21 protein-coding genes and 1 pseudogene are annotated in these 22,009 nt (G+C 69.3%); 9 read left to right on the top strand and 13 right to left on the bottom strand.

Going from position 1 to position 22,009, the window contains the following annotated elements; all coding sequences use genetic code 11:
- Window positions 1-197 precede the first annotated feature (197 nt).
- Together EES41_RS06505 and EES41_RS06500 are read right to left on the bottom strand one after the other, a co-directional pair.
- Window positions 198-1,202 (bottom strand): TAXI family TRAP transporter solute-binding subunit, encoded by a 1,005-nt coding sequence (locus EES41_RS06505; RefSeq protein ID WP_123076453.1) that lies wholly within the window; start codon window positions 1,200-1,202, stop codon window positions 198-200.
- Window positions 1,199-3,328 carry a TRAP transporter fused permease subunit gene (locus EES41_RS06500; protein ID WP_254211344.1) on the bottom strand — a complete coding sequence of 710 codons (2,130 nt, stop codon included), beginning with the start codon at window positions 3,326-3,328 and terminating at the stop codon, window positions 1,199-1,201. Before EES41_RS06500 ends, EES41_RS06505 begins: the two co-directional genes overlap by 4 nt.
- 219 nt (window positions 3,329-3,547) lie before the next feature.
- Between EES41_RS06500 and EES41_RS06495 the strand changes: the two genes are divergently transcribed.
- Both EES41_RS06495 and EES41_RS06490 read left to right on the top strand, forming a co-directional pair.
- Window positions 3,548-4,258, top strand: a complete 711-nt coding sequence (locus EES41_RS06495; RefSeq protein ID WP_123076451.1) for a response regulator transcription factor — start codon at window positions 3,548-3,550, stop codon at window positions 4,256-4,258.
- A gap of 7 nt (window positions 4,259-4,265) precedes the next feature.
- Complete coding sequence (locus EES41_RS06490; protein ID WP_123076449.1) at window positions 4,266-5,729, top strand: HAMP domain-containing sensor histidine kinase; 1,464 nt, start codon at window positions 4,266-4,268, stop codon at window positions 5,727-5,729.
- An 8-nt stretch (window positions 5,730-5,737) separates the two neighbouring features.
- Here the strand turns inward: EES41_RS06490 and EES41_RS06485 are convergent, their stop codons facing one another.
- Together EES41_RS06485 and EES41_RS06480 are read right to left on the bottom strand one after the other, a co-directional pair.
- Window positions 5,738-6,694 carry a TAXI family TRAP transporter solute-binding subunit gene (locus tag EES41_RS06485; RefSeq protein WP_123076447.1) on the bottom strand — a complete coding sequence of 319 codons (957 nt, stop codon included), beginning with the start codon at window positions 6,692-6,694 and terminating at the stop codon, window positions 5,738-5,740.
- 1,379 nt (window positions 6,695-8,073) lie between these two features.
- Complete coding sequence (locus EES41_RS06480; RefSeq protein ID WP_164495638.1) at window positions 8,074-8,508, bottom strand: hypothetical protein; 435 nt, start codon at window positions 8,506-8,508, stop codon at window positions 8,074-8,076.
- Window positions 8,509-8,683: 175 nt separating this feature from the next.
- Here EES41_RS06480 and EES41_RS42275 point away from each other — a divergent pair, with 175 nt between their 5' ends.
- From EES41_RS42275 to EES41_RS06460, 5 genes are all read left to right on the top strand, one after another.
- Window positions 8,684-8,857, top strand: coding sequence for a hypothetical protein (locus tag EES41_RS42275; RefSeq protein WP_216827244.1), 174 nt, complete (start codon window positions 8,684-8,686; stop codon window positions 8,855-8,857).
- 280 nt (window positions 8,858-9,137) lie between these two features.
- Window positions 9,138-10,139 carry a DUF389 domain-containing protein gene (locus EES41_RS06470; RefSeq protein WP_123076443.1) on the top strand — a complete coding sequence of 334 codons (1,002 nt, stop codon included), beginning with the start codon at window positions 9,138-9,140 and terminating at the stop codon, window positions 10,137-10,139.
- A 128-nt stretch (window positions 10,140-10,267) separates the two neighbouring features.
- Window positions 10,268-10,417: a hypothetical protein gene (locus EES41_RS41305; RefSeq protein ID WP_164495765.1), complete on the top strand. Its 150-nt coding sequence runs from the start codon at window positions 10,268-10,270 to the stop codon at window positions 10,415-10,417.
- A 268-nt stretch (window positions 10,418-10,685) separates the two neighbouring features.
- Window positions 10,686-10,976: a BrxA/BrxB family bacilliredoxin gene (locus tag EES41_RS43785; protein WP_302186149.1), complete on the top strand. Its 291-nt coding sequence runs from the start codon at window positions 10,686-10,688 to the stop codon at window positions 10,974-10,976.
- On the top strand, window positions 10,958-11,155 hold the full coding sequence (locus EES41_RS06460; protein WP_123076439.1) for a cold-shock protein: 198 nt from the start codon (window positions 10,958-10,960) through the stop codon (window positions 11,153-11,155). Before EES41_RS43785 ends, EES41_RS06460 begins: the two co-directional genes overlap by 19 nt.
- Here EES41_RS06460 and EES41_RS06455 read toward each other — a convergent pair.
- Window positions 11,106-11,561 carry an STAS domain-containing protein gene (locus EES41_RS06455; RefSeq protein ID WP_123076437.1) on the bottom strand — a complete coding sequence of 152 codons (456 nt, stop codon included), beginning with the start codon at window positions 11,559-11,561 and terminating at the stop codon, window positions 11,106-11,108. The two genes, EES41_RS06460 and EES41_RS06455, sit on opposite strands and share 50 nt — an antisense overlap.
- Window positions 11,562-11,767: 206 nt before the next feature.
- On the opposite strand from EES41_RS06455, the gene EES41_RS06450 reads away from it, so the two are divergent.
- Complete coding sequence (locus EES41_RS06450) at window positions 11,768-12,457, top strand: adenosylcobinamide amidohydrolase (RefSeq protein ID WP_123076435.1); 690 nt, start codon at window positions 11,768-11,770, stop codon at window positions 12,455-12,457.
- Between the two features lie 173 nt (window positions 12,458-12,630).
- Entirely contained in the window at window positions 12,631-13,626 is a 996-nt protein-coding gene (locus EES41_RS06445) for an L-threonylcarbamoyladenylate synthase (RefSeq protein WP_254211343.1), read from the top strand.
- A gap of 26 nt (window positions 13,627-13,652) precedes the next feature.
- Here EES41_RS06445 and EES41_RS06440 read toward each other — a convergent pair.
- From EES41_RS06440 to EES41_RS06405, 8 genes and pseudogenes are all read right to left on the bottom strand, one after another.
- A pseudogene (locus EES41_RS06440) lies at window positions 13,653-14,295 on the bottom strand (carbonic anhydrase).
- A 414-nt stretch (window positions 14,296-14,709) separates the two neighbouring features.
- Window positions 14,710-15,921 carry a VanZ family protein gene (locus EES41_RS06435; protein ID WP_123076431.1) on the bottom strand — a complete coding sequence of 404 codons (1,212 nt, stop codon included), beginning with the start codon at window positions 15,919-15,921 and terminating at the stop codon, window positions 14,710-14,712.
- A gap of 671 nt (window positions 15,922-16,592) precedes the next feature.
- Window positions 16,593-17,483, bottom strand: a complete 891-nt coding sequence (locus EES41_RS06430) for a cytochrome c biogenesis CcdA family protein (RefSeq protein WP_123076429.1) — start codon at window positions 17,481-17,483, stop codon at window positions 16,593-16,595.
- Between the two features lie 6 nt (window positions 17,484-17,489).
- On the bottom strand, window positions 17,490-18,077 hold the full coding sequence (locus EES41_RS06425; RefSeq protein ID WP_123076427.1) for a redoxin domain-containing protein: 588 nt from the start codon (window positions 18,075-18,077) through the stop codon (window positions 17,490-17,492).
- 87 nt (window positions 18,078-18,164) lie between these two features.
- Complete coding sequence (locus tag EES41_RS06420; protein ID WP_254211342.1) at window positions 18,165-18,872, bottom strand: Crp/Fnr family transcriptional regulator; 708 nt, start codon at window positions 18,870-18,872, stop codon at window positions 18,165-18,167.
- Between the two features lie 188 nt (window positions 18,873-19,060).
- Window positions 19,061-19,543 (bottom strand): hypothetical protein, encoded by a 483-nt coding sequence (locus EES41_RS06415; RefSeq protein WP_123076423.1) that lies wholly within the window; start codon window positions 19,541-19,543, stop codon window positions 19,061-19,063.
- An 83-nt stretch (window positions 19,544-19,626) separates the two neighbouring features.
- The gene (locus tag EES41_RS06410) at window positions 19,627-20,421 is read right to left on the bottom strand and encodes a class I SAM-dependent methyltransferase (protein ID WP_123076421.1); all 795 of its coding nucleotides are present in this window, start codon (window positions 20,419-20,421) and stop codon (window positions 19,627-19,629) included.
- Window positions 20,418-21,998: a radical SAM protein gene (locus EES41_RS06405; protein ID WP_254211341.1), complete on the bottom strand. Its 1,581-nt coding sequence runs from the start codon at window positions 21,996-21,998 to the stop codon at window positions 20,418-20,420. The genes EES41_RS06410 and EES41_RS06405 overlap by 4 nt, the downstream gene beginning before the upstream one ends.
- Window positions 21,999-22,009: the final 11 nt, after the last annotated feature.

Genomic DNA, 22,009 nt, shown 5'->3' with positions numbered 1-22,009 from the left:
GCGGGAGTGTGACGGTCTGGTGGCGCACATCGTGATCACCCTTGGGGGAGGGCGGCGGTCCGGCACGTCGGCCGGGGAGCGCGGGCGCCCTGGGCAGTGGATCGCGGGGGAGTGGGGGGGACTTGCCGGGGGAGTGGTCGGACGGATCGCTTGCGGCCGCCGGTCGGGGTCTGGGTCGTGGGCGGGGGTGTGGGTTTTCAGGGCCTTTGGGTGAGGGCCTTGAGCGCGTTTGCGGCGCCGGGATTGAGGGGGACGGGGGCGGTGTTGCCGGCTTGGGCGGGGTCGATTTCGGTGGCGGCGGCGTTGACTTTCTCAAGGGCGTTCTTCTTGTCGTAGACGAGGTCGGCGATCTTTCCCGCGAGTCGGGGGTCGAAGCCCTTTTTGACGAGCAGGACGTTGGGTACCACGATCGTGGGCACGTCCGCCGGCTGGTGGTACACGGCCGCGGGGATGGTCCCCTTTTGGTAGACGCCGCCGTGGGTGTTGCTCAGTGCCGGGAGCTGCGCGGTGACGTCGAGGAAGCGGACCTTGTCCTTGAGGCTGGTGACGAGGTCGGTGATGCCGCCGGTGGGCAGGCCGCCGGACCAGATGAGCGCGTCGATCGTGTTGTCCTTCATGGCGTCCACCGATTCGGGCAGGGCCAGTCGTTGCGCCGAGACGTCCTTGACGGGGTCCAGGCCTGCGGCGCTCAGCAGCCGTCTGGCGATGACCTCGGTGCCGGAGTTGGGTGCCCCGGTGGAGATTCGTTTGCCTCTCATGTCCTGGAGGGAGGCGATCTTGGAGTCTGCTCGGACCAGGATCTGGGTGTAGTTGGGGTACAGGCGGGTGAGGGCTTCGACGTTTTGTGGTGTGTCGAAGCTTCCCTTGCCTTCGACGGCGTCTTGCGCGGTGTCGAGCAGGGAGAAGGCGATGTCGTAGCTTCCGGCCTGGAGGCCTTGGATGTTCTGCACGGACGCGCCGGTGGTGGCGGCGGTGGCTCGGTAGCCGTCGAGGTTGTCGGAGATCAGTTCGGCCAGTCCGCCGCCGATCTGGTAGTAGACGCCGGTGGTGGGTCCGGTGGCGATGGTGAGCCGCCCTCCCTTTCCACTGTTCGCGGCCCCCTTGTCGTCCTGTTTGCCTCCCGCGCAGGCGGTCGCGGCGAGCGCGAGCGCGAAGGCCAGGGCGGGGACGGCCAGGCGTGTGGTTCGCGTGGGGTGATTCATGAGGGGAGGTGTCCTTCCGTGACGGCTTCGGCTTGAAGGCCGGGACCTGTGGGATCTGTGGTGCGGGGTGCGGGGGAGCGCTGCCCGCGGCGTACCAGGCGGATACCGACCGCGAGAGCCAGGGCGATGAGGCCGGTGGTGATCGCGGCGGGTTCGAGGTAGAGCAGGCACAGGGCGGCGATGACGCACAGCCCACGCTCCAAGGGGCCTGCCGGGCCGAGCAGGCGGCCTCCGGTGGCGACGGCGAGCGCGGCGACGGCGAGGGCGGAGACCGCGGTCGTCCACAGGACGCCTGTCAGGCTTCCGGTGCCCAGGAGTCGGGAGCCGTTGTCGGTGAGGACGAACGCGAACGGTACGAGGAACGCGGGCAGCGAGTATTTCCAGGTCGCCACCATGGTGCGCATCGGGTTGCCGCCGGTGATGGCGGCCGCGGCGGCCGCGGCAAGCGCCGTGGGCGGGCTGACCTCGGACAGTACGGCGTAGTAGAAGATGAACATGTACGCCTCGGGGGTGCTCACCCCGAGAGAGAGCAGCGCGGGCGCGATGATGACCGCGGAGATGATGAACGAGGCGGTGACCGGGACGGCGAGTCCCAGGACCGACACCGCGAGGGCCGCGAAGATGACGGTCACGACCAGTTCCACGGTCGCGTTGTCACCGAACAGGCCGGCGGCGTCGACGATGACGGAGGCCAGGTTCAGGCCGAGTCCGGTCTGGGTTACGACGGCGACGATGATGCCCGCCGCGGCGCAGGTGGCGACCACCGGCAGCACGGACCTGCTGCCCTCGGCGAGTGCCGTGTACAGCCGGCGCGGAGTCATCCGGTGCCGGGCGTCGAGGAAGGACAGCAGGAACTGCAGTGCGGTGGCGTAGACCACGGCCCGGAAGGGGGGCAGCCCCATCGCCATGAAACCGATGATCATGAAGAGGGACAGGAAGTGGTAGCCGAACCGACCCAGCAGCCTCCACGCCGAGACGGCTTCCTCATCGATCACGGGCCGGGCCTGGTGTTTACGGGCGTCGATCTCCACGGCCAGGAGAATGCCCAGGTAGTACAGCAGCGTGGGCACCAGGGCGTACAGCAGGACGGTGAGATAGCTCGTTTTGAGGTACTCGGCGATGATGAACGCGGCGGCACCCAGCGTCGGAGGGGAGAGGATCGCGCCGATCCCCGCAGCGGCCAGTACGCCGCCGCCCGCCTCCTTGCTGTAGCCGGCCCTGCGCAGTACGGGCCAGGCGACCGATCCCAGACTGACGGCGGTGGCGGTACCGGAACCCGAGACGGTGCCGAGGAGGAATCCCGCGGCCGTCACGGTGCGTCCGGGGGCGCTGCGGGAGCCGCGGAACGCTGCGAACGACAGGTCGATGAAGAACTTGCCGGCCCCGGAGATGTCGAGCACGGCGCCGAAGATGGTGAACAGCACGATGTAAGTGGCGGCCACGTTCAGTGGTACGCCGTAGACGCCGTCGGTGCTCATGAAGAAGTGGGCGGAGATCGCGTCGATGTCGAAGCCGCCGTGCGCCAGCGACCACTGGTAGGGAAGCAGCCCGCCGTAGTACGCGTACAGCAGGAACGCCGTACAGAACGCCGGGAGTACCCAGCCGGTGGTCCGCCGGCATGCCTCCAGCACCAGAATGATCACGGCGATTCCCATGGCCACGTCGAGCGGGGTGGGCAGCTGCCGGCGCTCGATGAAAGCGTCGAACTCCAGCAGCGGGTAGAGGCACACCGCCAGGGCGCAGGCGGCCAGCATCCAGTCGAACCAGCCCGGGTCGTCGCGCCGTGCCGCTCCGCCCGCCCCCTTCACTGCCTCCCCGGCTGCCCCCGCGGCATAGCCCCGGCGCCACGAGAGCGCCAAGGCGGGCACCCGCACCGTTCCGCGATGGGTAAGGAAGATCAGCGGAAGCGTCGCGGCGAGGAAGAGAGTGAGGTAGTACTGGCCGCCCTTGGCGACCGGGAAGAAGATCGCGTACAGCACGAAGACCGACAGCACGGCACATACCGCGGACACAGCCGCGGACACCACGGGGGACAACTTTCGGGCCGGCCGCTCCTGGTCGAACTCGGCCACCAGCTCGTCCGCTGTCCGCTGCCCCGGTACCGACGGCGCTTCCACCATGCCCATGACGGCCTCCTCGGAATGAACGCTGCGATTCCTCAGACCGTGGCAGCCGTAACAAGCCGGCGACAGAAAAGTCCCGCCCTCTTAACGAAGGTTTAGGATTCAGTGACCTGGATCACTCCTACGCTGGTCCCAACGGCACCACCCTGCGCCGCGCCACCCACACACCTCGGGGCGGGCCCCGGGGCGCAGGACCAGCCAGGGAAGCACCGGGAGGACGCGTTGCGCATACTCGTCGTCGAAGACGACAACCGAGTAGCCGAAGCCCTCGCGGGCGCCCTGCGCCGCAACGGCTACGACGTGCAGCGCGCCGCCAGCGCCGCCCAGGCCCTGGCCGCACCCCCCGTCGACCTCGTCCTCCTCGACCTGGGCCTTCCGGACCGGGACGGAATCGAGGTCTGCCGGGAACTACGGGCCCGCGGCGGAGTCCCCGTCATCGCCGTCACCGCCCGCGGAAGCGAACCCGACCGCGTCCGCGGACTACGCAGCGGCGCGGACGACTACGTAGTGAAACCCTTCGGAACCGCAGAACTGCTCGCCCGCATCGAAGCGGTCCTGCGGCGCAGCATGAACCACCAACCCCGCCAAGAACCCCTCCTCACCCTCGACGACGGCCTCGCGATAGACCTCGCACAACGCACGGTCACCCTCGACGGACGGCCCGTACCCCTGACCCGCAAGGAGTACGACATCCTGGCCGTCCTGGTCCGCGCCGGCGGCGCCGCCGTATCCCGGGATCGGATCCTGGTCGAGGTATGGCAAACGGCCTACGACGGAATGTCACGCACCCTCGACGTCCACGTGGCCACCCTGCGCGGCAAGCTCGGGCGCACCGGAAGCCTCGTGCGGACCGTCCGCGGCTTCGGTTACCGCCTCACCACAAACCCCGCCACCCTGGACTCCGCCCCGCCGCCCGCGGCGGCCGGCTGCTGAGCCCCCGATGCACCGCCGGCTCCTCGTCATCGTCTGCGCCCTCGTCGCCGGCCTCATCGTTGCCCTCAGCGTGCCCTTGGTACGGGCCACCGCCGACCGCACCATCCAGACGTCCTTCACCGGACGCGTCCAGGACAGCGCCTGGTTCGCCGACATGGCCGCCACCGCCCTGGAAACAGGACGAACAGCCCGCCTCCAAGCCGCCGCCGACCGCTACACCGGCCTGTACGACTCCCAGGTCGCCGTCGTCGACGCCGACCGCAAGACGACCGTCGTTGCCCCGCACCCCATCGACCTCGAAGAACCTCACGTACGCTCCGCACTCCTCCAGGCCCTGGCCGACCGGCCCCCCGAACGGCCCAGCGTCGTATGGCCTTGGGACGACCGCCCGTTCATCCACGCCGACGCCATCAAACGAGACGGCCACATCCTCGGCGCCGTACTGATCGTCTCCCCCACCGACCGGGCCCGCTCCGAAGTCGCCGACTACCTGACCCTCGTCATACTCGGCAGCCTCACCGCCCTCGCCATCGTCCTGATCGCCGTCGCCGCCCCCGTCGTGCGCTGGGTACTGCGCCCCGTCCACGAACTCGACCGTGCCACCCACGAAGTCGCCCTCGGGCGCCTGAAGACCCACGTCTCCGACCGGGCCGGCGCCCCGGAACTACGCCGCCTCGCCAACAGCTTCAACGCCATGGCCGACAGCATGCACGCCTCCCAGGAACAGCAGCGCGCCTTCGTCGCACAAGCCTCCCACCAGCTACGCAACCCACTGACCGCCCTCCGGCTGAGGGTGGAGAACCTGGAAGACTTCGTCAACGACCCCCAAGGCCTACACGAACTCCATAGCGCGGTAGAAGAAGCCGACCGGTTCGGCCAGATGCTCGACGGACTGCTGCGCATGGCCAGAGCGGAGGCATCCGAAGCGGAACGGACACCCGTCGACGTATCAGCCGTGGTCGCCCACCGCGCCGACGCCTGGCGGGCCGCCTTCGACGCCGAAGGCGTCACCCTCACCACCCGGATCCCCGACGGCATCAGCGCACTGTCCCTGCCCGAGTGCCTCGACCAGACCCTGGACACCCTCCTCGACAACGCCCTCAAGTTCGGCGACGGCTCACCCGTGGACATCTGCGTGAAACACGCACCGGACACCCACAGCCACGACACCGCCGGCCCGCCACACGGACGTACAGCGGACACGGAACACGGCATGGTGGAGGTGACCGTCCAGGATCAGGGCTCCGGACTGACGACGGAAGAACTCGCCCAGGCGGGCGGCAGATTCTGGCGCAGCACACGTCACCAGAACGTCCCCGGCACAGGCCTCGGCCTCGCCCTCACACGGATACTCGTGGAAGCCGGAGGCGGCGAACTCCACCTGGCAGCGGCACAACCCCACGGACTCATCGCGACCGTACGACTACCCGCCGCACCCCCTGCGCCCGCGACCCCCGCGGTCACCCCCTGACCCTCACCTCAGGGATGGGCCTCGCGGTACCAGCGGGCAGCCCCCGGGTGCAGCTCCAACGGATGAGTGGCGATCGCCGACCGCCGGTCCAGACGCCGGGCCTCCGGATGCGCCCGAATCAGCTGCGCCTGCCCGTCGAACAGCAACCGGGTCAGCCAGTACGCCTCCGACTCCGCCATGTCACGCCGCACCACCAGGAAATTTGGCACGCTCACCGTCGTCACCGCGCTCTGCGCACCGTAGACCACGGCAGGCACCGTGGTCTCGGTATACAGCTCGCCATAGGCCCGCGTCAGCTCCCCGACCACGTCACCAAGGTCCACCAGACGGATCTCCGTCCCCCGGCGCAGCTCGGTGATCGCCCCGGTCGGCAGACCACCACTCCAGAAGAAGGCATCGATCCGCCCGGCCGCGAGGGCGGCCGCGGACTCGCGCACATTCAGCCGCAGCGACGTCACATCCGTCTCCGGCGAAAGCCCGGCAACCTTCAGAATGCGTTCAGCGATCAGCGCCGTACCCGACCCGTCGGAACCCACAGACACCCGCAGCCCCCGCAGCGCCTTCGCACTGCGCACCGGGCTGTCCGCACGGACAACCAGCTGCACATAGTTGTCGTACAACGCGGCGAGCGCCACCACCGGCAGCGGCCGGGAGAAAGGCGGGCGCCCGGCGACGGCGTCAGCGGCGGCGTCGGCGAGGGCGAAACCCGCCTGCGCCTGACCAGACTCGACCTTGCGCAGATTCTCCACGCTCCCGCCGGTGTGCAGAACCCGCGCTGACGCGTCGGGCAACCGGCGCCCGATGACATCGGCGTAGCCCGCTCCGTACTCCGCGTACACGCCGCCCGGATTGCCGGTGGCCACGGCAATCTGGCCGGACGGACGATCCGGCACATCACTGTCCGAGCACGCGATGGGCAGCAGCACCAAGACGAGCGCGGCCACGAGCAGACGCGCCACCCGCATGGGACCACCTCCCTCGACAGCGCACCCGAAACGGGTCAAGTAGTCAGACTATCCCCGCTCAAGAGGGCGGCCGCTGCCCTCGCCAGTAGCGCAGAGGGCTCAAGCGGGCCCTGGCACACGTTCGGGGAGCCGTTGGAAAGGCGGGCCGGCCCACGTCAAAGGGGCCTCGCGTCCGCAGAAATTTGTGGGCTCGACCGCCAGCCGGATTCGCGCGTTGTTCCAGCCCGGCGGGCGTCCCCACCCGGCAGCTCAGCAGCCTTGGCACGGGCGCGGACAACGCCCGCAAACCCTCGGCGCGCTTCCAGCACCGGACCTGCCTGCAGCGCAAGGTCGAGGCGATGCCGTTTGCCGTCGACGACCCGGCCGCCTGCGACCTCGTCCAAGCCCCCACTGCTCGGGCGCTGAGCAGTTGGGTCGAGCGTCCGGCACAACGGCACCAGAACCAGCGAGCGGATCTTCTTCGCTCCACTGATCCGCCGGGCGAGCAGACACTCCGACACCCAGAAGCGGCTCCGCCGGCTGCTCCTGGTTCTGCCAGGTCCGTCGGCATCGCCGAGCTGGGAGAGAAAAGGATCGTGGGGAAATACAGCACCTTCAGGGATCTATCGGAAGGTGACAACTTTCCGCGCGTCTCTCCGAACATCGAACAATCCGGAACATCCTCCTCCAACAGCGGTCACGCTCGTCAGCTGGCCGCCGGCCACCCGCTGCATCCCGACATCGGGAACGAAGCAGATCTGCGGGAAGAACTTGGAGAACTGGCCCGCAATAGGCGGGCAAGGGGCTGCGCCAACCCGGCTGCGGTTGACGGGGATCGTAACGCGCCCTCAGTTGGCCGGCCCGTCACTTTCCCACCCCAGTGGCCCCACCCCCGGCAGGAACGAGGAAGCGATGTGTGAACTCCTGAACCGCATCTTGTCCAGCACCATGTCGAGTGTGTCGCCATCCTTGAACCTGCCGAGAAGGGCCGCTGACCTGCTATTTCTCCAGGTGTGCGCTATGGGTGCTACGTGCGTTAGGTGTGATACCTCGACGCATGTTCGACGCATGTGACACACGTTTGTGTCCTGTGCCAGCGAACCTTGATCGTGTGCCATCGAACTTTGATCGACGTGAGTTTGTGTCATCGCAGTTTGATCACGCCTGGTCAGCGACCCAGGGCGGCTTCGCCGCCCGCCGTGGGACGGGCAAATCGAAGGCGTCAGTGCCTTGGTGACCTTGGAACCGATCTATTTGCGCGTCAGAGGCGTCTCGGAGCAGCCTCAGGGCCGAAGTGTGCCCCCGGGAGCTGTGGGAAGCGACAGCGTGGGGCGGGCATGCCCTGGATTCGGCCGCGAGCGATCAAGGACAACCGTGGCCACGGCCGATGCCTGGGATGGTCAGGTGCGCGGAGGCGAAGGTCTGGTGGCACCCATAGGCACGAAGAACGTGACGGTGTACGCGGCGAGGGCGAAGACGGTCATGCCGATTCGGAGGCCCACGCCCTCCGGGAACGCGTCGGTTCCCCACACGATGCCTAGCGCGGTCAGGAGGCACAGGACCCACCAGCCCATGAGAACCCTCCAGGCCAGCAGGTCTTTGCGGTACTCGCTCTGCTTGGCCGCCCGGGACTCGGGGGTGTCGTGCATGACCTTGGACACCCAGTTCAGGTAGGTCATCCGCTGCTCGTGCTCCATGGCCTCCCAGTCAGACGGCCTCAGCGGGAACCGTATGCCGTGCTGTTGCAGGTAGGTGCTCCGCTGGTCGCCGCTCAGCTCCCGCCAACCAGCTGGCGGCTGCCAGGCCATCAGTTCCTTGCTGCTGCTCAATGTCACGGGCCGACACGGTACTCGCCCGCTGGCGTAGTCGCTCAAACTTGGATGGCAATCGCTCAAGGTTCGATGGCACAGGACAGTTTGACGCGCGGACGGTGGAGTTCCTGATGGATCGTCATGCCTGATCGGCGACTGTCGGGGGAGCCGTCAGCTGTGTGGTCGGAGGCGTCCTGAAATGGTTGGAGCGCTGGCCGCCGAGCTGTTTGTCAGGGCCGTACGGGCTCCACTGCCCGAGAAGGGGCTCGGCTTCGGTGCAGCCGACGGCGTCGGTGTGCCCTTGCAGGGCATCCAGGGCGCCCTCGTGGCCATTGCCCCCGTCGTCGGCAGCACCCGTGTGGTGACAGCATGAATCCGGCCTACGGCTACCCCGGTCCTCGGAGCGTTCTGGATGATGACCTGGATCTTCTGTGGGTCCTCTGAAACGTTTGCTCCTCCCGGGCGCCGGCGACATCTCTCGGGGCGACGAGCTCGGCGGGGCGGTCAGGACGGGATGGCTCGTCTTCGTGCGGCGCCGGTGCCGACGCCGAATTCCAAGGAGAGGATCTCCACTCAGCCGCACGCCCAAGCCGGAACCAGCTGCTCGCGTGTCCTGACCGCCGGAACCGTCCTGGCCATGATTGTTTTGGAGCATGACAGGCAAGGTTCGCGCCCGTGTCCTGCCGGCCTCACAGCGCCGTTCCCTGGACGAACTGACGCAGGACCTCGTGCTGTCGACCGGGGACACGACATCCAAGCGTTCGGCCTTCTGGACGATGTTGACGCTGTCCTCGGTCATCGCTGCCGGCGGGGTGCTCACCGACTCGACGGCGACGGTGATCGGCGCCATGATCATCGCGCCGCTGTCCACTCCGATCATGGGCATCGCTCTGGGCTCGGTGCAGCGCCGTCGCACCGGATCGGCCGCGATCGTCTTCCTGGCGTGCCTGCTGGTGATCGCGACAGGGGTGGTCATGTCGGTGGCCCTGCCGAGCAACTACGACCTACTGTCGAACAGTCAGATCTCCTCGCGGACATCGCCGGGCCTGATAGACCTGATCGCCGCCCTGGCGACCGGCTTCGCCGGAGCGGTGGCGTTGGCCCGCCGCGACGTCGCCGCCGTGTTGCCCGGCGTCGCGATCGCCATCTCCCTCGTCCCGCCCCTGGTGGTGGCTGGAGTGTGCCTGGGACAGCGGTCGGGGTGGCTGGCACTGGGCGCGATTGCCCTGTTCGTGTCGAACCTCTTCGCCCTGGTCTTCGCCGGCATGGTGGTGTTCGCGTCGCTCGGTTACGCCGCGGAGGCGGACAAGGCAGCCGGGCGCCCCGCCCGGGGGGCGGCTGTCGCCATGGTCCTGCTGTTCGTTGTCGTACTCGTTCCGCTGGCGGCCAACACCACGGCCACGTTGCTGCTCAACGTCTGGACCGGCCGCACCAAGGACGCTGCGGAACAGTGGCTCGGGGAGGAGCCGGACGCGAGCGTCACGAGTGTCGACATGGCCTCCCGGACGATGTACATCCACGTTCGCACCCCAGGAGAACTCCCGCCGGTGAAGTCCTTGCTCGACCGGCTCGAGGGTCGGATTCCGGACGGCATCCCCGTGGTGGTGGATACCTCGCGCGGTCGGCGCGTCGACGCCGGAAGGGTCGGCGGCTGAGCGTCGCATCCGCGTCCTGCCCGGAAAGGCAGCCGAGGTCCTTCCGGTTTCGCGGAGCGGCCGGTCTCACCGGGCGTACGCAGGAAGCCGGCGACGCGGGAGCCCGTATAAACATCACGCCGCAGACCGTGCCAGTCGCCGGTGTGCCCTTCGGCACCGACGCCTACCCGTCGTACACGAAGACCCCGCAGTGCGGGGACCGCGACGACACCCTCACCGTCGCCGTCGGTATCAACGGCCAGTACGCCGACCAGGCATTCTGGCTCCTTGTCCCCTGACAACACCGACGATACGGCTTCCGGGCAGGCCACGTGGCCGGCCCGGAAGCCGTCGGTGCAGGCCGGCCGACTGCTCCCGGCAGCCACACAGGGACAACGAGCACCGGGATGAGAAACGTGCGCTTCGACCGGGCTCCCCCCGTCGTCCCCGGTCTCCGAACAGGGCTGAACAACCGGCGAGCCGGGTGAGCCGGACACAACAGGGCAGTACCCTTCGCAGCACCGGCACTACCCAACGTGAGGATCTGTCATGCCGTACCCAGAGCTCATGGTCAAGCCCTTCCGGGAAGAGCTGACCCAGATCGGCTTCGTCGAACTGCTGACCGCCGACGACGTCGAGCGCGCGATGAGGGACGCCCACACTGGCGCGACGTTGGTGGTCGTCAACTCCGTCGATGGATGTGCGGCTGGCATTGCCCGCCCCGGTGTCCGGATCGCCCTGGAAGGGGACAAGCGTCTGGACCGACTTCGCCCGTCGTCCGGATTCAGCCGCGCGGTAACGATGGCGTCGCTGACACCGGTCTGGGACAGGAGCGAGACGTGGCACCGGGCACCGTGAAGTGCTTCAACGCGGAGAAGGGGTTCGGCTTCATCGAGCAGGACCCCGGTCCGGACCTTTTCGTCAACTCCGAGATTCAGGGCAGCGGCTACCGCAGCCTGGAAGACAATCAGCGTGTCGAAAACGAGGTCACGCAGGGCCCGAAGGGCCCCCTGGTGACGGCCGTGACCGTGATCTGAGATGCCCCGGCCCTGCGGCTGCTGCGGTGTACGCGGTTGCTCCCCGCTGCGATGGCGGGCTGCCGGGACGGCCGGCGGGCTCGATGGTGAACGCGTCGCTGGTGTGGGTCAGCCGCAGCAGCCGGGCCACGGCGATTGGCACCGTCCGCAGCCGCAACTCGGTGCCGTGTTCCTTCGCGCGGTGACGGGCGGCCAGCAGGGCACTGAGGCCGGTGCAGTCGCAGAACCGGACGCCGCCCAGGTCGACGACCGTGCACGGGTAGGTCATCACGGCCTGCTGGAGGACGTGGCGCAGTTCCTCGACCGTGACCACATCCAGTTCTCCGGCCACGGACACGTCACAGCGGCCGGCAGTCCGGGGCCGGACCTCCACGCGGAACGACTCGAGCACGGCGCTCTCTCCCATGTATTCGACACGCCCTTTCTGTTTCCAGGGAACGCCCCTGGTGACGCGATGTCCACATCGTGACGTGGTGACCTGCTGCGGCCTCAGCCCGACATGATGCGACCCGAGAACGGCACCCGGAGAAGGGGAGTGGAGACACAGGGAGGGCGGTGAGGGGGAAGGCGTAGGATCGGCCGGTCCGCGGCCTTGTGAAGGAGCCCCGATCGGTGACCGCCGCCATTCCGCCGTCCCGCACCGCGGCTGGTCTTCTCCAGGTGGAGCGCCTGCCCCGGGTCGAGGACGGTGAACGGCTGCACGCCCTGCTGTGGCGGGCGGGAGCCGGCTGGAGGATGATCAGCAGCGCGGTCCTCGGCGGAGGCATCGGCGAGCGGGCCTGGGTCCTCAACGCGCAGGTCTCTCACGGCTACCGTCGCACCGACCCCGACCGGCATCTTGAGGAGCTGGCCCGCGGCGCCCGCACCGATGGGCGAGGAGTCGGGCTGATGACGGCCGCCGACGTCACCCGATACGGGCATGTGCGCGACGGCGGCGTCGAGGCCGTCGCCACGGTGGGCATCGGCGTCCGCGGGTGGGCCGCCTCACCCCAGGAGGGATCGCTCCATCCGGCCGCGCCCGGCACGGTCAACGTCATCGTCGCGCTTCCGGTGGCGCTGAGCGATGCCGCGCTGGTCAACGCGGTCGCCACCGCCACCGAAGCCAAGGTGCAGGCGCTGCTGGAGGCCGGCTACGACTGCTCCGGCACACCCACCGACGCTGTGTGCATCGCCGCCCGCACCCCGTGCCCCGGCGAAGAGGTCCACGCCTTCGCCGGCCCCCGCTCACTGTGGGGTGCCCGCCTCGCCCGGGCCGTGTACCGCTCCGTACGCGACGCCACCCCTGCGCCCGGACCGGTGTAGCGGCCTGCGAGGAGTCTGCTGGGGTGTCGGTTGCCGGATACACGGCCAGAGATGATCTTGGTTGTGGGGCCGAGAGGTAGCTGAGAACGGGCACTGCCGGCCTTGGTTGGCCGTCGTGCGTCGGCGGGAGCGCGGCACGGGGAAGCCGGATCGGTGAGAGGATGACGAGGGTGATGGCAAGCATCAGTGACATCGACAAGGCGGCCGGGGCGCTGCGCGCCGGAGGTCTGGTGGCCTTCCCGACCGAGACCGTCTACGGTCTCGGTGCCAACGCCGAGGACCCCACAGCCGTCTCGCGTATCTTCCAGGCCAAGGGGCGCCCGCCCTCCCACCCGCTGATCGTCCATATCGCCGGCGCGGAGCACCTGTGCGACTGGGTCCAGGACGTGCCTGCGACGGCGCGCCTGCTGGCCGAATGCTTTTGGCCGGGGCCGCTCACGCTGATCCTGCGGCGCGGTCGCCGGGTGCCGCTGGAAGCGACGGGTGGCCTTGAGACGGTGGCCGTGCGCGTGCCCGACCACCCCGTCGCACTCGCCATGCTGTCGGCGTTCGGCGGCGGTGTCACGGCTCCCTCGGCCAACCGCTTCGGCCAGGTCAGCCCCACAACCGCGAACGACGTCCGTGTCGAGCTCGGCGAAGCGGTCGACTTCGTGCTGGACGGCGGGCCCTGCGAGGTCGGCGTCGAGTCCACCATCGTCGACGTCACGGGCGATGCCCCGAGCATCCTTCGGCCCGGCGGGGTGACGCGCGAGGACCTCGAAGCGGTGCTGGGGTACCGGCTCGCGGTCCCCTCGACGAGCCCGGTCCGGGTGCCGGGCCAGCACCCGTCGCACTACGCGCCGCAGGCGAGGGTCGTCCTCGTCGAGCCCGAGAAGGTCCTCACCGAGGCGGAGCTCGCGCAGGAACTGGGGCACCAGGTCGGCGTGTTCCTTCCCCCGTCGTTCACCGACGCCTCGGTGAAGGCACACGCCGTGGTGGCCCTCCCCGTTTCGCTGGCCGCCTACGCGCGCGGGCTGTACGGGTTCCTGCGTGAGCTCGACCAGCAGGGCTGCGACCTCATCATTGCGTCCCTGCCGGCGGAGGAGGGGCTGGGATGCGCGATCGCCAACCGGCTCCGCCGCGCCGCCGGGCCCAGGCCCTCCTCCGTACCCGGCCTGCAGGAACACTGACCACCGGCCGGAGCAGCAGCGGGGTTTCACCGGGCTGCGACGTCAGACCTGCTCAGACCGCGGGTGGTGACCACTCGGGCGGTGCCGTCGGCCAGCCGATAGGACAGCCCCGCCACGCCGAGGCGGCCTTCGGTCACCCGCTCGGCCAGGACGCGGGAGCGTTCCAGCAGCAGGTCCACCGTGTGCTCGATGTGCTCGGCCAGGATCTCCTCCGGCTCAACCCGTCCGGCGGCGCGCGCCGCGAGAACACTGGGGGTCACCCGCTCCACGACGTCACGGACGAAGCCACCCGGCGTCTGCCCGTTCTCCAGGGCGGAGCAGGCCGCGGCTACGGCGCCGCAGGAATCGTGGCCGAGGACGACGACCAGCGGCGCGTTGAGGACGCTCACGCCGAACTCGAGACTTCCGAGCACTTCGGTACCTGCGACATGCCCCGGCGGTACGGACTACGAACAGATCGCCCAGGCCACGGTCGAAGACGATCTCGGCGGCCAGCCGGGAGTCGGAGCACCCGAACACCACCGCGAAGGGGTTCTGGGCCGGCGCGGTCTGGGTGCGGCGTGCGGCGTCCTGGTTGGGGTGCTCGGGCGAACCGGTGACGAACCGCTGGTTGCCCGCCAGCAGCATCTCGAAGGCATCATCGGGTGTCGGCATCGCAATCTCAGTCATGGCCGCAGGCTACGACCGACCCCGTCTCAGCGCACGGCCGGGTCCACGGACCGTACGCCGACCTCTGACGCGTCGACGGGAACCCACATGAGGCTCTGAAACGGTGTGACCTCCATCATGTACCGCACCGCTGAAAGAGACACGGTGACTCACGCGAAAACGAGACGTACAGACGGGAGAGGCCCCCGCGTAAAGCGACGCAGCCCGTGTGGGCTACGGCTTATGCAGCGACTCCGATCCTGCCCAGCACCTCGCCGCCGCCTCCCTCGACACCACGCTGCGCGACCAGCGGGATGACCTGGCCGCTGTTCTGCGCGCTCACGGTGCTCTTACCGTTCACTCGCCACGCGGCGGAACCTGAGGAAAGGGGGCTGCGGCCCCGCAGGACAGCCGGTCGCCGCGGCCGGGGATCAGTCACCCGGAGTTCTGCCCGTCGCTGCCCGCCGTGAGGGGGTCGTTTCTTGCCGGGATCGCGGAGGTTCGCGGTCCGGGGACATCGTCTCCCCGTTCGGGTTGGGCCAGGTTGACGGCTCCGGACCAGCGTTCGTGGGGTGCGTGCCCGTCGTTGCGGAGCAGGCGCGCGAGGGGAAGTGATCCCCACATGACGAGGGCGGCGGAGCCGGCCAGGAGGGGGAGCGCGGTGCCGATGGATGGCGGCAGGGTCAGCGTGGCGGTGTGGTGGGCCAGGGCGAGCCAAGTCAGGGCCAGGGGCGAGTACAGGAGGAAGGAGCGCGCCGTCAGGCGCAGCGGGCCGGGATCAGCGCCGTCCCTGTGGGCGAGGCGGAGCAGGAGGAGGTGTTTGCCCGGGGTGGTGGCGAGGAGTGCGGGCAGCAGCCAGAACCAGAGCAGGCCGAGGGCGGCACCGGCGGGCAGGGCGTAACGGCGGCCGGTGGCCCAGTCGGTGGCCAGGGCGAGCAGGCCGGTGGCCTGCGTCCAGGTGATGAGCCAGCCGGTGAGGTCGGTGAGGAAGGCCAGGGCGCGGCGGGTGAGGGTGACGCGGGTGCCGTAGCGGGTGCGTTCGCGGTCGGGGTCGTTGACGGGGAGCAGGGGGACGAGGGGGCCGGCGAGCAGCCAGCCGCACAGGGCTCCGGCCGTGTTGAGGGTGAGGTCGTCCACGTTGAACTGGCGGTAGGGGCAGGCATAGACGAACCAGAGTCCGGTGTATTGAGTGGTCTCGAAGAACAGGGAGGTCGCGAAGGCCAGGACGGTGGAGGGGACGATGCCGCGGCGCAGGTAGTAGCGCAGATAGACGCCCAGGGGCAGGAGCAGCACGAAGTTGAGGAGCGTGGTCCAAGCCGGGCGCACGATGGCCAGGGCGGTCGGGGACCAGTCGCCGGCCGCCGCGGTGGAGATCGTGGCCTGGAAGGCGAAGGGTTCGAGCTGAGGGCTCTCGGCGTAGCGGACGGTGGCGCAGTGCGCGTCGGTGTCGGCGGGCAGGGGCATCACGGTCTGCAGCAGCGCGGCGAGCAGGTAGAAGACGAAGCTGTAGAGGACGAGAACCGGCCAGCCGCCGGCCCGGCCGCGGCGACGGTATCCGTGGACCGCGACCGGCACCATGATGACCGCGACCAGCAGAGGGAACCACGTCACCGCCGCCTCGACGGGCAGCAGATACGTACGGAACACGGCACGTACTTTCCGCGACGCTCTGCGCCGCTGGACCAGGGGGCTGAGAGAGCGTCAGGAAAGAGGGGCTGGAAGGACGTCGTGACGGTGCCCTACGAGCGGCGCTCGTGACACAGCACTCAGGATAGGCGCTCCTCGGGGTATGTAAGGAGGGCGAGCGTGCCTCCTGGAGGTGTAGCACGTAGGAACTACGGCTTCGGCCCTCGGGTTCCAGGCTGAAGGCCCCTGTGTGAGAGGCCAATTGGCCAGGTGGAAGGCGCGTACGGCGGCGCTTGCGCACGGTCGGCCACGAGGTCGTGATGGCCCGCGGCAACATGGGCCTGTGCTCCGGCGACGGGAACAGGGCCCGGCTGGCAGCCCTCTCGCCCGACGTGCCCGGCAGGCGCGTCCCCACCGGCCGGAGGCGAACCGGCGGACACCGTCAAGGGCATCGCTCGACCCGGCGGGCGGCGCGATCACAAGGTCTACCTGGACGGCGGCGACATCTCAGTGACCGAGGATCCCAGTGGGTTCCTGCGCCCTCTTGATCCGTACCGGCTGCCGCGGCCCCCCCTGCGTGCCCTACGTGGCCCCAGCGCCGATGGCGGCCTGCCGCCGCGTGGTCGGTGCCGGGCCATCGGGCAGGACAGTGGCCGCTGCCGACGCTCGGCCCTCCGTATGCGTATCGGCGGTCACTGCGTACTGCGGCCGTTGTGACCGGGTGCGGGCGTCGGCCGGTTCTCTGTGCGTGCTCGCCTGCGGCGGATCGCCCAGGCCGCCATGAGGAGAACGGCGAGGAGCGCGGCGATGACGGCGGGCCCGGCACTGTCGAGGGTGTCGGCCAGGACGCGCTGGACGGCGCCGGCTCCGTCGATGACGGGGTCGGTGGTGGCGGGGTCACGCTGGACCCGGATCTCGTACCAGCCGTAGTAGGCGACGTACGCGCCGACGAGGAGGAGGAGTCCGCCGCCGATCCTGGGCGCGAGTGCGCCGGCGCGGCGCAGGTGGCCGACGGCGGTGCTGCGGGTGAGGGCGACGGTCACCGAGGTGACGCCGACGATCAGTCCCATGCCGGCCGCGTACGCGGCGAACAGGATGATTCCCTCGCCGGCGGAGCCGCTGCGGAAGGCGGAGACGACGATGGCGAGGAACGGGGCGATGGTGCAGCCGAGTGAGGCGGTGGCGTAGGCCATGCCGAACAGGGCCATCGAGGGGACGGTGCGGGTCACCTTGGGTGCCCGTCGGACTTTCGGCATCAGGGCGGGCAGCTGGCGTCCGGCCAGCAGCCAGGCTCCGGCCAGGGCGATGAGGATACCGAAGGTGATGGTGAACCAGGGCAGGTGTTCCTGGACCTGTCCGGCGATGGGCTGGATCGCCAGGCCGAATATCCCGAAGAGGGCGGCGAAGCCGGCGGTGATCGAGGCGGTCGCGGTCAGGGCCCGGCCGACGGCGATGGCGCGGGTGGGGCTGTCGTCGCCGAGGACGAGCAGGGAGAGGTAGGCGGGGAGCAGGGCGAAGCCGCACGGGTTGACGGCGGCGAGGATGCCCGCGGTGAGCGCGAGCGCGAGGGGGAGGTCGGACATCGTGGTTCAGCCGGTCAGTCCGGCGACCTTCTCGGCCAGCCCCTTGCCTGCGGGCAGGACTCCCTCGTAGACGGTCTTGCCGTCCTTGTCGAGGATGACGTAGCGGCTCTGCTCGGTGACCTCGAACCGCTTCCAGACCTCGCCCTTCTCGTCCGACAGCTGCGGGAATCCGCCGGTCGTGGTGTCGGCGACGAAGTCCTTCATGGCGGCGTTCTTGTCCAGCCCCGCGACGCCGACGACGTTGACCCGGCCCTCGTAGTCGGCCGCGACCTTGGCCGTCTCAGCTGCCTGCGCCTTGCACTTGGGGCACCAGGGCGCCCAGAACCACAGCACGGTCGGCTTGCCCGCCAGCGTTGCGGCGTCGAAGGGCTTGCCATCCACCGTGGTCGCGGTGAACTGCAGCGCCTGCGGCACCGCGGGCTCGGTGGTTGCGCTGTCGCCCCCGTCAGGGGAGGCCGGCGGCTGAGCTGGGGAGGAGGTGTTCGAGGGTGAGGTGCCTGCTGCCGCGTCGTCGGAGCCGCTGCCGGATCCGCATCCCGTCAGGGTGATGAGGGCGGCGGCGAGGGCTGTTGGGAGGACGGTGCGGGTGCGCATGAAGGCTCCTGTGTGCTCGGGATGAGTGTGACTGTAGATCCAGCGTGCCTGCCTTGTGGGGGGTGGGGGGCTTACGGTTCGGTGACGTCAGCCCGCGGCGTCCTTGAGCTGGTTGAGGTCGAGGACGGTGATGCGGCCGCGGGCGAGGCGCAGCAGGCCGCGGTCGGCGTAGTCGTGCAGGACCTTGGTGCAGGTTTCGCGGGAGGTGCCGGCGAGGGCGGCGAGTTGTTCGTGGGTGAGGGCGATCTGAGGATGGCGTCCGACCGGCCGCAGCGGTCCGGCGGGAGGCTGGGCGCTGGTCAGGGTGGTCAGGGTGGTGGCGATGCGCTGGGCGACGGTCTTGAACACGCTGTCGGACAGCCGTTGCTCCAGTTCGGCGAGGCGCCGGCCGAGGATCGTGGTGATGCGGGCGTCGGTCAGCAGCAGCCGGTTCACGTCCGCGCGGCTCATCACGCACACGATCGTGTCCTCGAGGGCTTCGGCGTAGTTGTCGTACATGTGCTGTCCGAGCAGGACCATCTCGCCGAAGATGGTGCCCGGGGAGATGACCGCGGTCGTCAGGGCCCGGCCGTCGGCGGAGACCCTGAAGACGCGGACCTGGCCCTTCTTGAGGATGAACAGCACCTCGGAGGGCTGGGTGGGCGAGTACAGGATCTCGCCGGCCTGGTAGGTCTTCATCGGTGCCGCGGCGGCGATGGCTTCCATCTCCGACTCGGACAGGTCGCAGAAGATGTCGACCTCGGCCAGGCACCAGGTCCGCTCCGCTCCCTCGTCGCCGGTTGCGGCGTGGTCCATGTGGTGTGTCTCCTCGCGTCGTCCCGGGGCCCACGGCGGAGGCGCGGCACCCCACGCCGGTTCGGCCAGCGCCTCGGCGCTGCTGAGCAGACAGTAGGGCACCGCACCGCTGTCGCCAGGCATGCGGCGCGGTGCCGCGCCCGGCGCAGGGACCGCACAGCCGGGGCTTGACGCGGGAGCCTCGCTACTCATCGGGCCGGGCCGGTGCGCTTGCCCATGGCCTGGGCGATGCCCGCGAACGTCGCTCCGGCGAGCAGGCCGAAGACGAGGTGGGCGCCGAGGCTGGAGGCGGTGACGTCGTTCCACTGGAATACCGGCATGCCCATGTTGGCGGGCATGATCCACAGCGCGCCCAGCACCCACCACACGGCGCCGTAGACGAGGCCCAGGACGACGGCGGGGGCCGGGCGCTGGGCGAACTGTCCCAGCACTGCGCCGAAGGTGATGCCCGCGAAGGTGGCGATGGCCAGGTGGATCAGCCAGCCGGCGAAGGCGTTGGTGGAGCCGAGGAGACCCGCGACCATGGTGATCATCGCGGTGTCCATCATCGGCCGGGACACCGACATCCAGATGCCCATCCCCACCCCGCCGACCAGTCCGGCCGCGCCACCCCACATCGCGTACACGGGGATCGCGGCCATCTTCGACGATGCCTGCACGGTGGTGGCCATGATGATCGTCCTCCTCGATCGGTAACACGTCTCTCTCATCGCTGATGCTAGAAGCCGTGGCATGTGCGGGTATGTGAGCGCGGTTACGTACCAGCGGGTAGATCGCCGGGTGGTTTCTCGGCGGTCAGCAGGGCGTAGCCGAGGATGCCGTTGGTGACGGCTGTGCGGGCCGCGTCCAGCAGGGCCGGTGCGGCGTCCGGGTCCACGCCGGCGTCGGCGAGTCGGTTCGGGGCGGTGATGCGCAGCAGGCTGAGGCGGGCCTGGATCTGGTCGATCATGCGGAGTATTGCCTGGTCATGCCGCTCAACGGTGAGGATCCGCAGTTTGGCGGCGGCCAGGATCTCGGCGTACGTCTCCAGGCGGCGGGCGTCGGCGATGCAGGCGATGCGGGCACTGAGCCCGCGGAGTTCGGGCGGGAGGCGGCTGGGGTCGGCGGTGACGTCGGTGACGCCGAGGCGTCCGCCGGGCCGAAGGACGCGGGTGAACTCGGCTGCGGCCCAGGTGCACAGGGCGCACTCGCACACCACCGCGTCGAAGATCCCCTCGTCGTAGGGCAGCTGCTCGGCGTCGCCGGTGGTGAACACGGCTCTCTCGGCGAGCCCGGCCGCCTCGGCGGCGCCCTGGGCGAGCGAGGTGTTGGCGGGGGAGTAGTCGACACCGTCTGCCCTCACCGTGTAGGCGTCGGCGAGCAGGAGGGCGGTGGTGCCGCGGCCGGAGGCCACGTCCAGTACCCGCGTGCCGGGGGCCAGCGCGAGGCGGTCGGCGAGGCGGCGGGTCAGGGTGGTGCCGCCGGGGTGGTCGGAGTCGCCGAGTAGCATCGCGACGATGTCCTTGGCGTAGGCGTCCGCGCAGCACGCTTTGATCTCCTCACGGTTCACGGCCGGACCTCCTGACTCCCGGTGCGGGTGGTCTTCGAGCCGTAGGGGGTGGTGGTGAGCCGGTCGGCGAGGGGCAGTGCGTTCGGTGCGACCGGGGCGATGGGTACGCCGGACATCTGGGCGCGGACCTGTTCGCGGTAGCCGACGGAGTTGTAGGCGCAGAAGGGGATGAGCCGGCCGTCGGGGGTGATCTCCTCGACGCAGCACTTCATCAGCTGTTTGACGTTGAGGGTGTAGGGGTCCTGGAAGTCCTGCACGACGATCATGAACGTCTTGTCGTTCAGCTGCTTCACGGTCTCGGGAAGGTCGATGCCGCAGGCGTCCGCGCAGTCAAGGGCCTCGGCGGTGGCCCGCAGCCTCTCCTGGGTCGTGTCGGTGCCCATGAACGCGGAGGCGGACCACAGCTTCTCCAGGACCTCGCGGATCCCGGCGTCGGGCATGACGCGGTTGGTGACGTAGTCGAGGTAGTCCTCGACGTTCAGCAGCCTCGGGATCGGCACGACAGTGCGATTGCCGGGCTCGCCGTCGACCAGGAGATAGGTGATGGAACGGCAGGTGGGGAAGCAGCACGGGACGGGGAAGAAGTCGCCCTTCTGGAACCACTGCGGGCGCTGGGCGTTGATGAGCTTGATGACGTCGGGGTTGGTGAGCCGATGCAGAGGGTCGAAGGCCACGTGGCGGCCGGAGTGGGTGACGGGCTGGAAGGCCACCGACCGGACGGCCGGGTGATCGATGCCGTACTCGACGATGTCGCCGAGTTCGTGTTCGTTCAAGCCGCGCTCGACGGCGGCGACGAGGGTGACGGTCAGGCCGGCCTCGGCGCAGTTGTCCAGGGCCCGCTGCTTGAACGTACGCAGGTCCCTGCCCCGGATTTCCATGTGCGTGCGCTCGTCGAAGCCGTCGAACTGGAGGTAGACGTTCACCGACTTGCCCGGGGTCTGGTTGCGCTTGCCGAGCTCGGCGACGAAGGTCTTGTCGGTGGCAAGGCGGATGCCGTTGGTGTTGAGGTTGACGTTCTTGATCGGCCGGCCCTGGGCAAGGTCGATGAAGTCCAGGATGTGCTTGTGGATGGTCGGCTCGCCGCCGGAGAACATCACCACTTCCGCCTCCCCCTCGGAGGCGACGAAGGCGTCCAGCATCCGCTCGCACTGCTCGTGGGTGATGGAGTAGCCGTCGCTCTGGTGTCCGGAGTCGGCGAAGCAGATCGGGCAGTCCAGGTTGCAGCCGGTGTTGACCTCGATGATCCCCAGGCAGGCGTGCTGCTTGTGCTCCGGGCACAGCCCGCAGCCGAGCGGGCAGCCGTCCTTCACCTCGGTCTGGAAGGTGAGCGGGATGGTGCCGGGTTTGTTGAACCGGGCCGAGGACAGGTACTCCTCCGCGTCTCCGTAGACGAGCGCCTCGAATTCGCCGTGCTCGCGGCAGCGTTTACGCAGATAGACCTTGTTCTCGCGGATGTTGACCTGTGCGTCGACGGGTGTTTTGCACAGTGGGCAGATCGACTTGGTGAATTCCACGAACATCTCGTCCCGGTCCTGCTTGGCCCGGGGCCCCGCATGTGGGACCGCTTCTTCCCGCACGGGTTGTGTTC

Origin of the sequence: Streptomyces sp. ADI95-16 (genome assembly GCF_003721495.1) — a bacterium.
Classification (GTDB): Bacteria; Actinomycetota; Actinomycetes; order Streptomycetales; family Streptomycetaceae; genus Streptomyces; species Streptomyces goshikiensis.
Note: the sequence above shows the minus strand (reverse complement) of the source record. Positions and strands in the feature narration are given on the sequence as shown.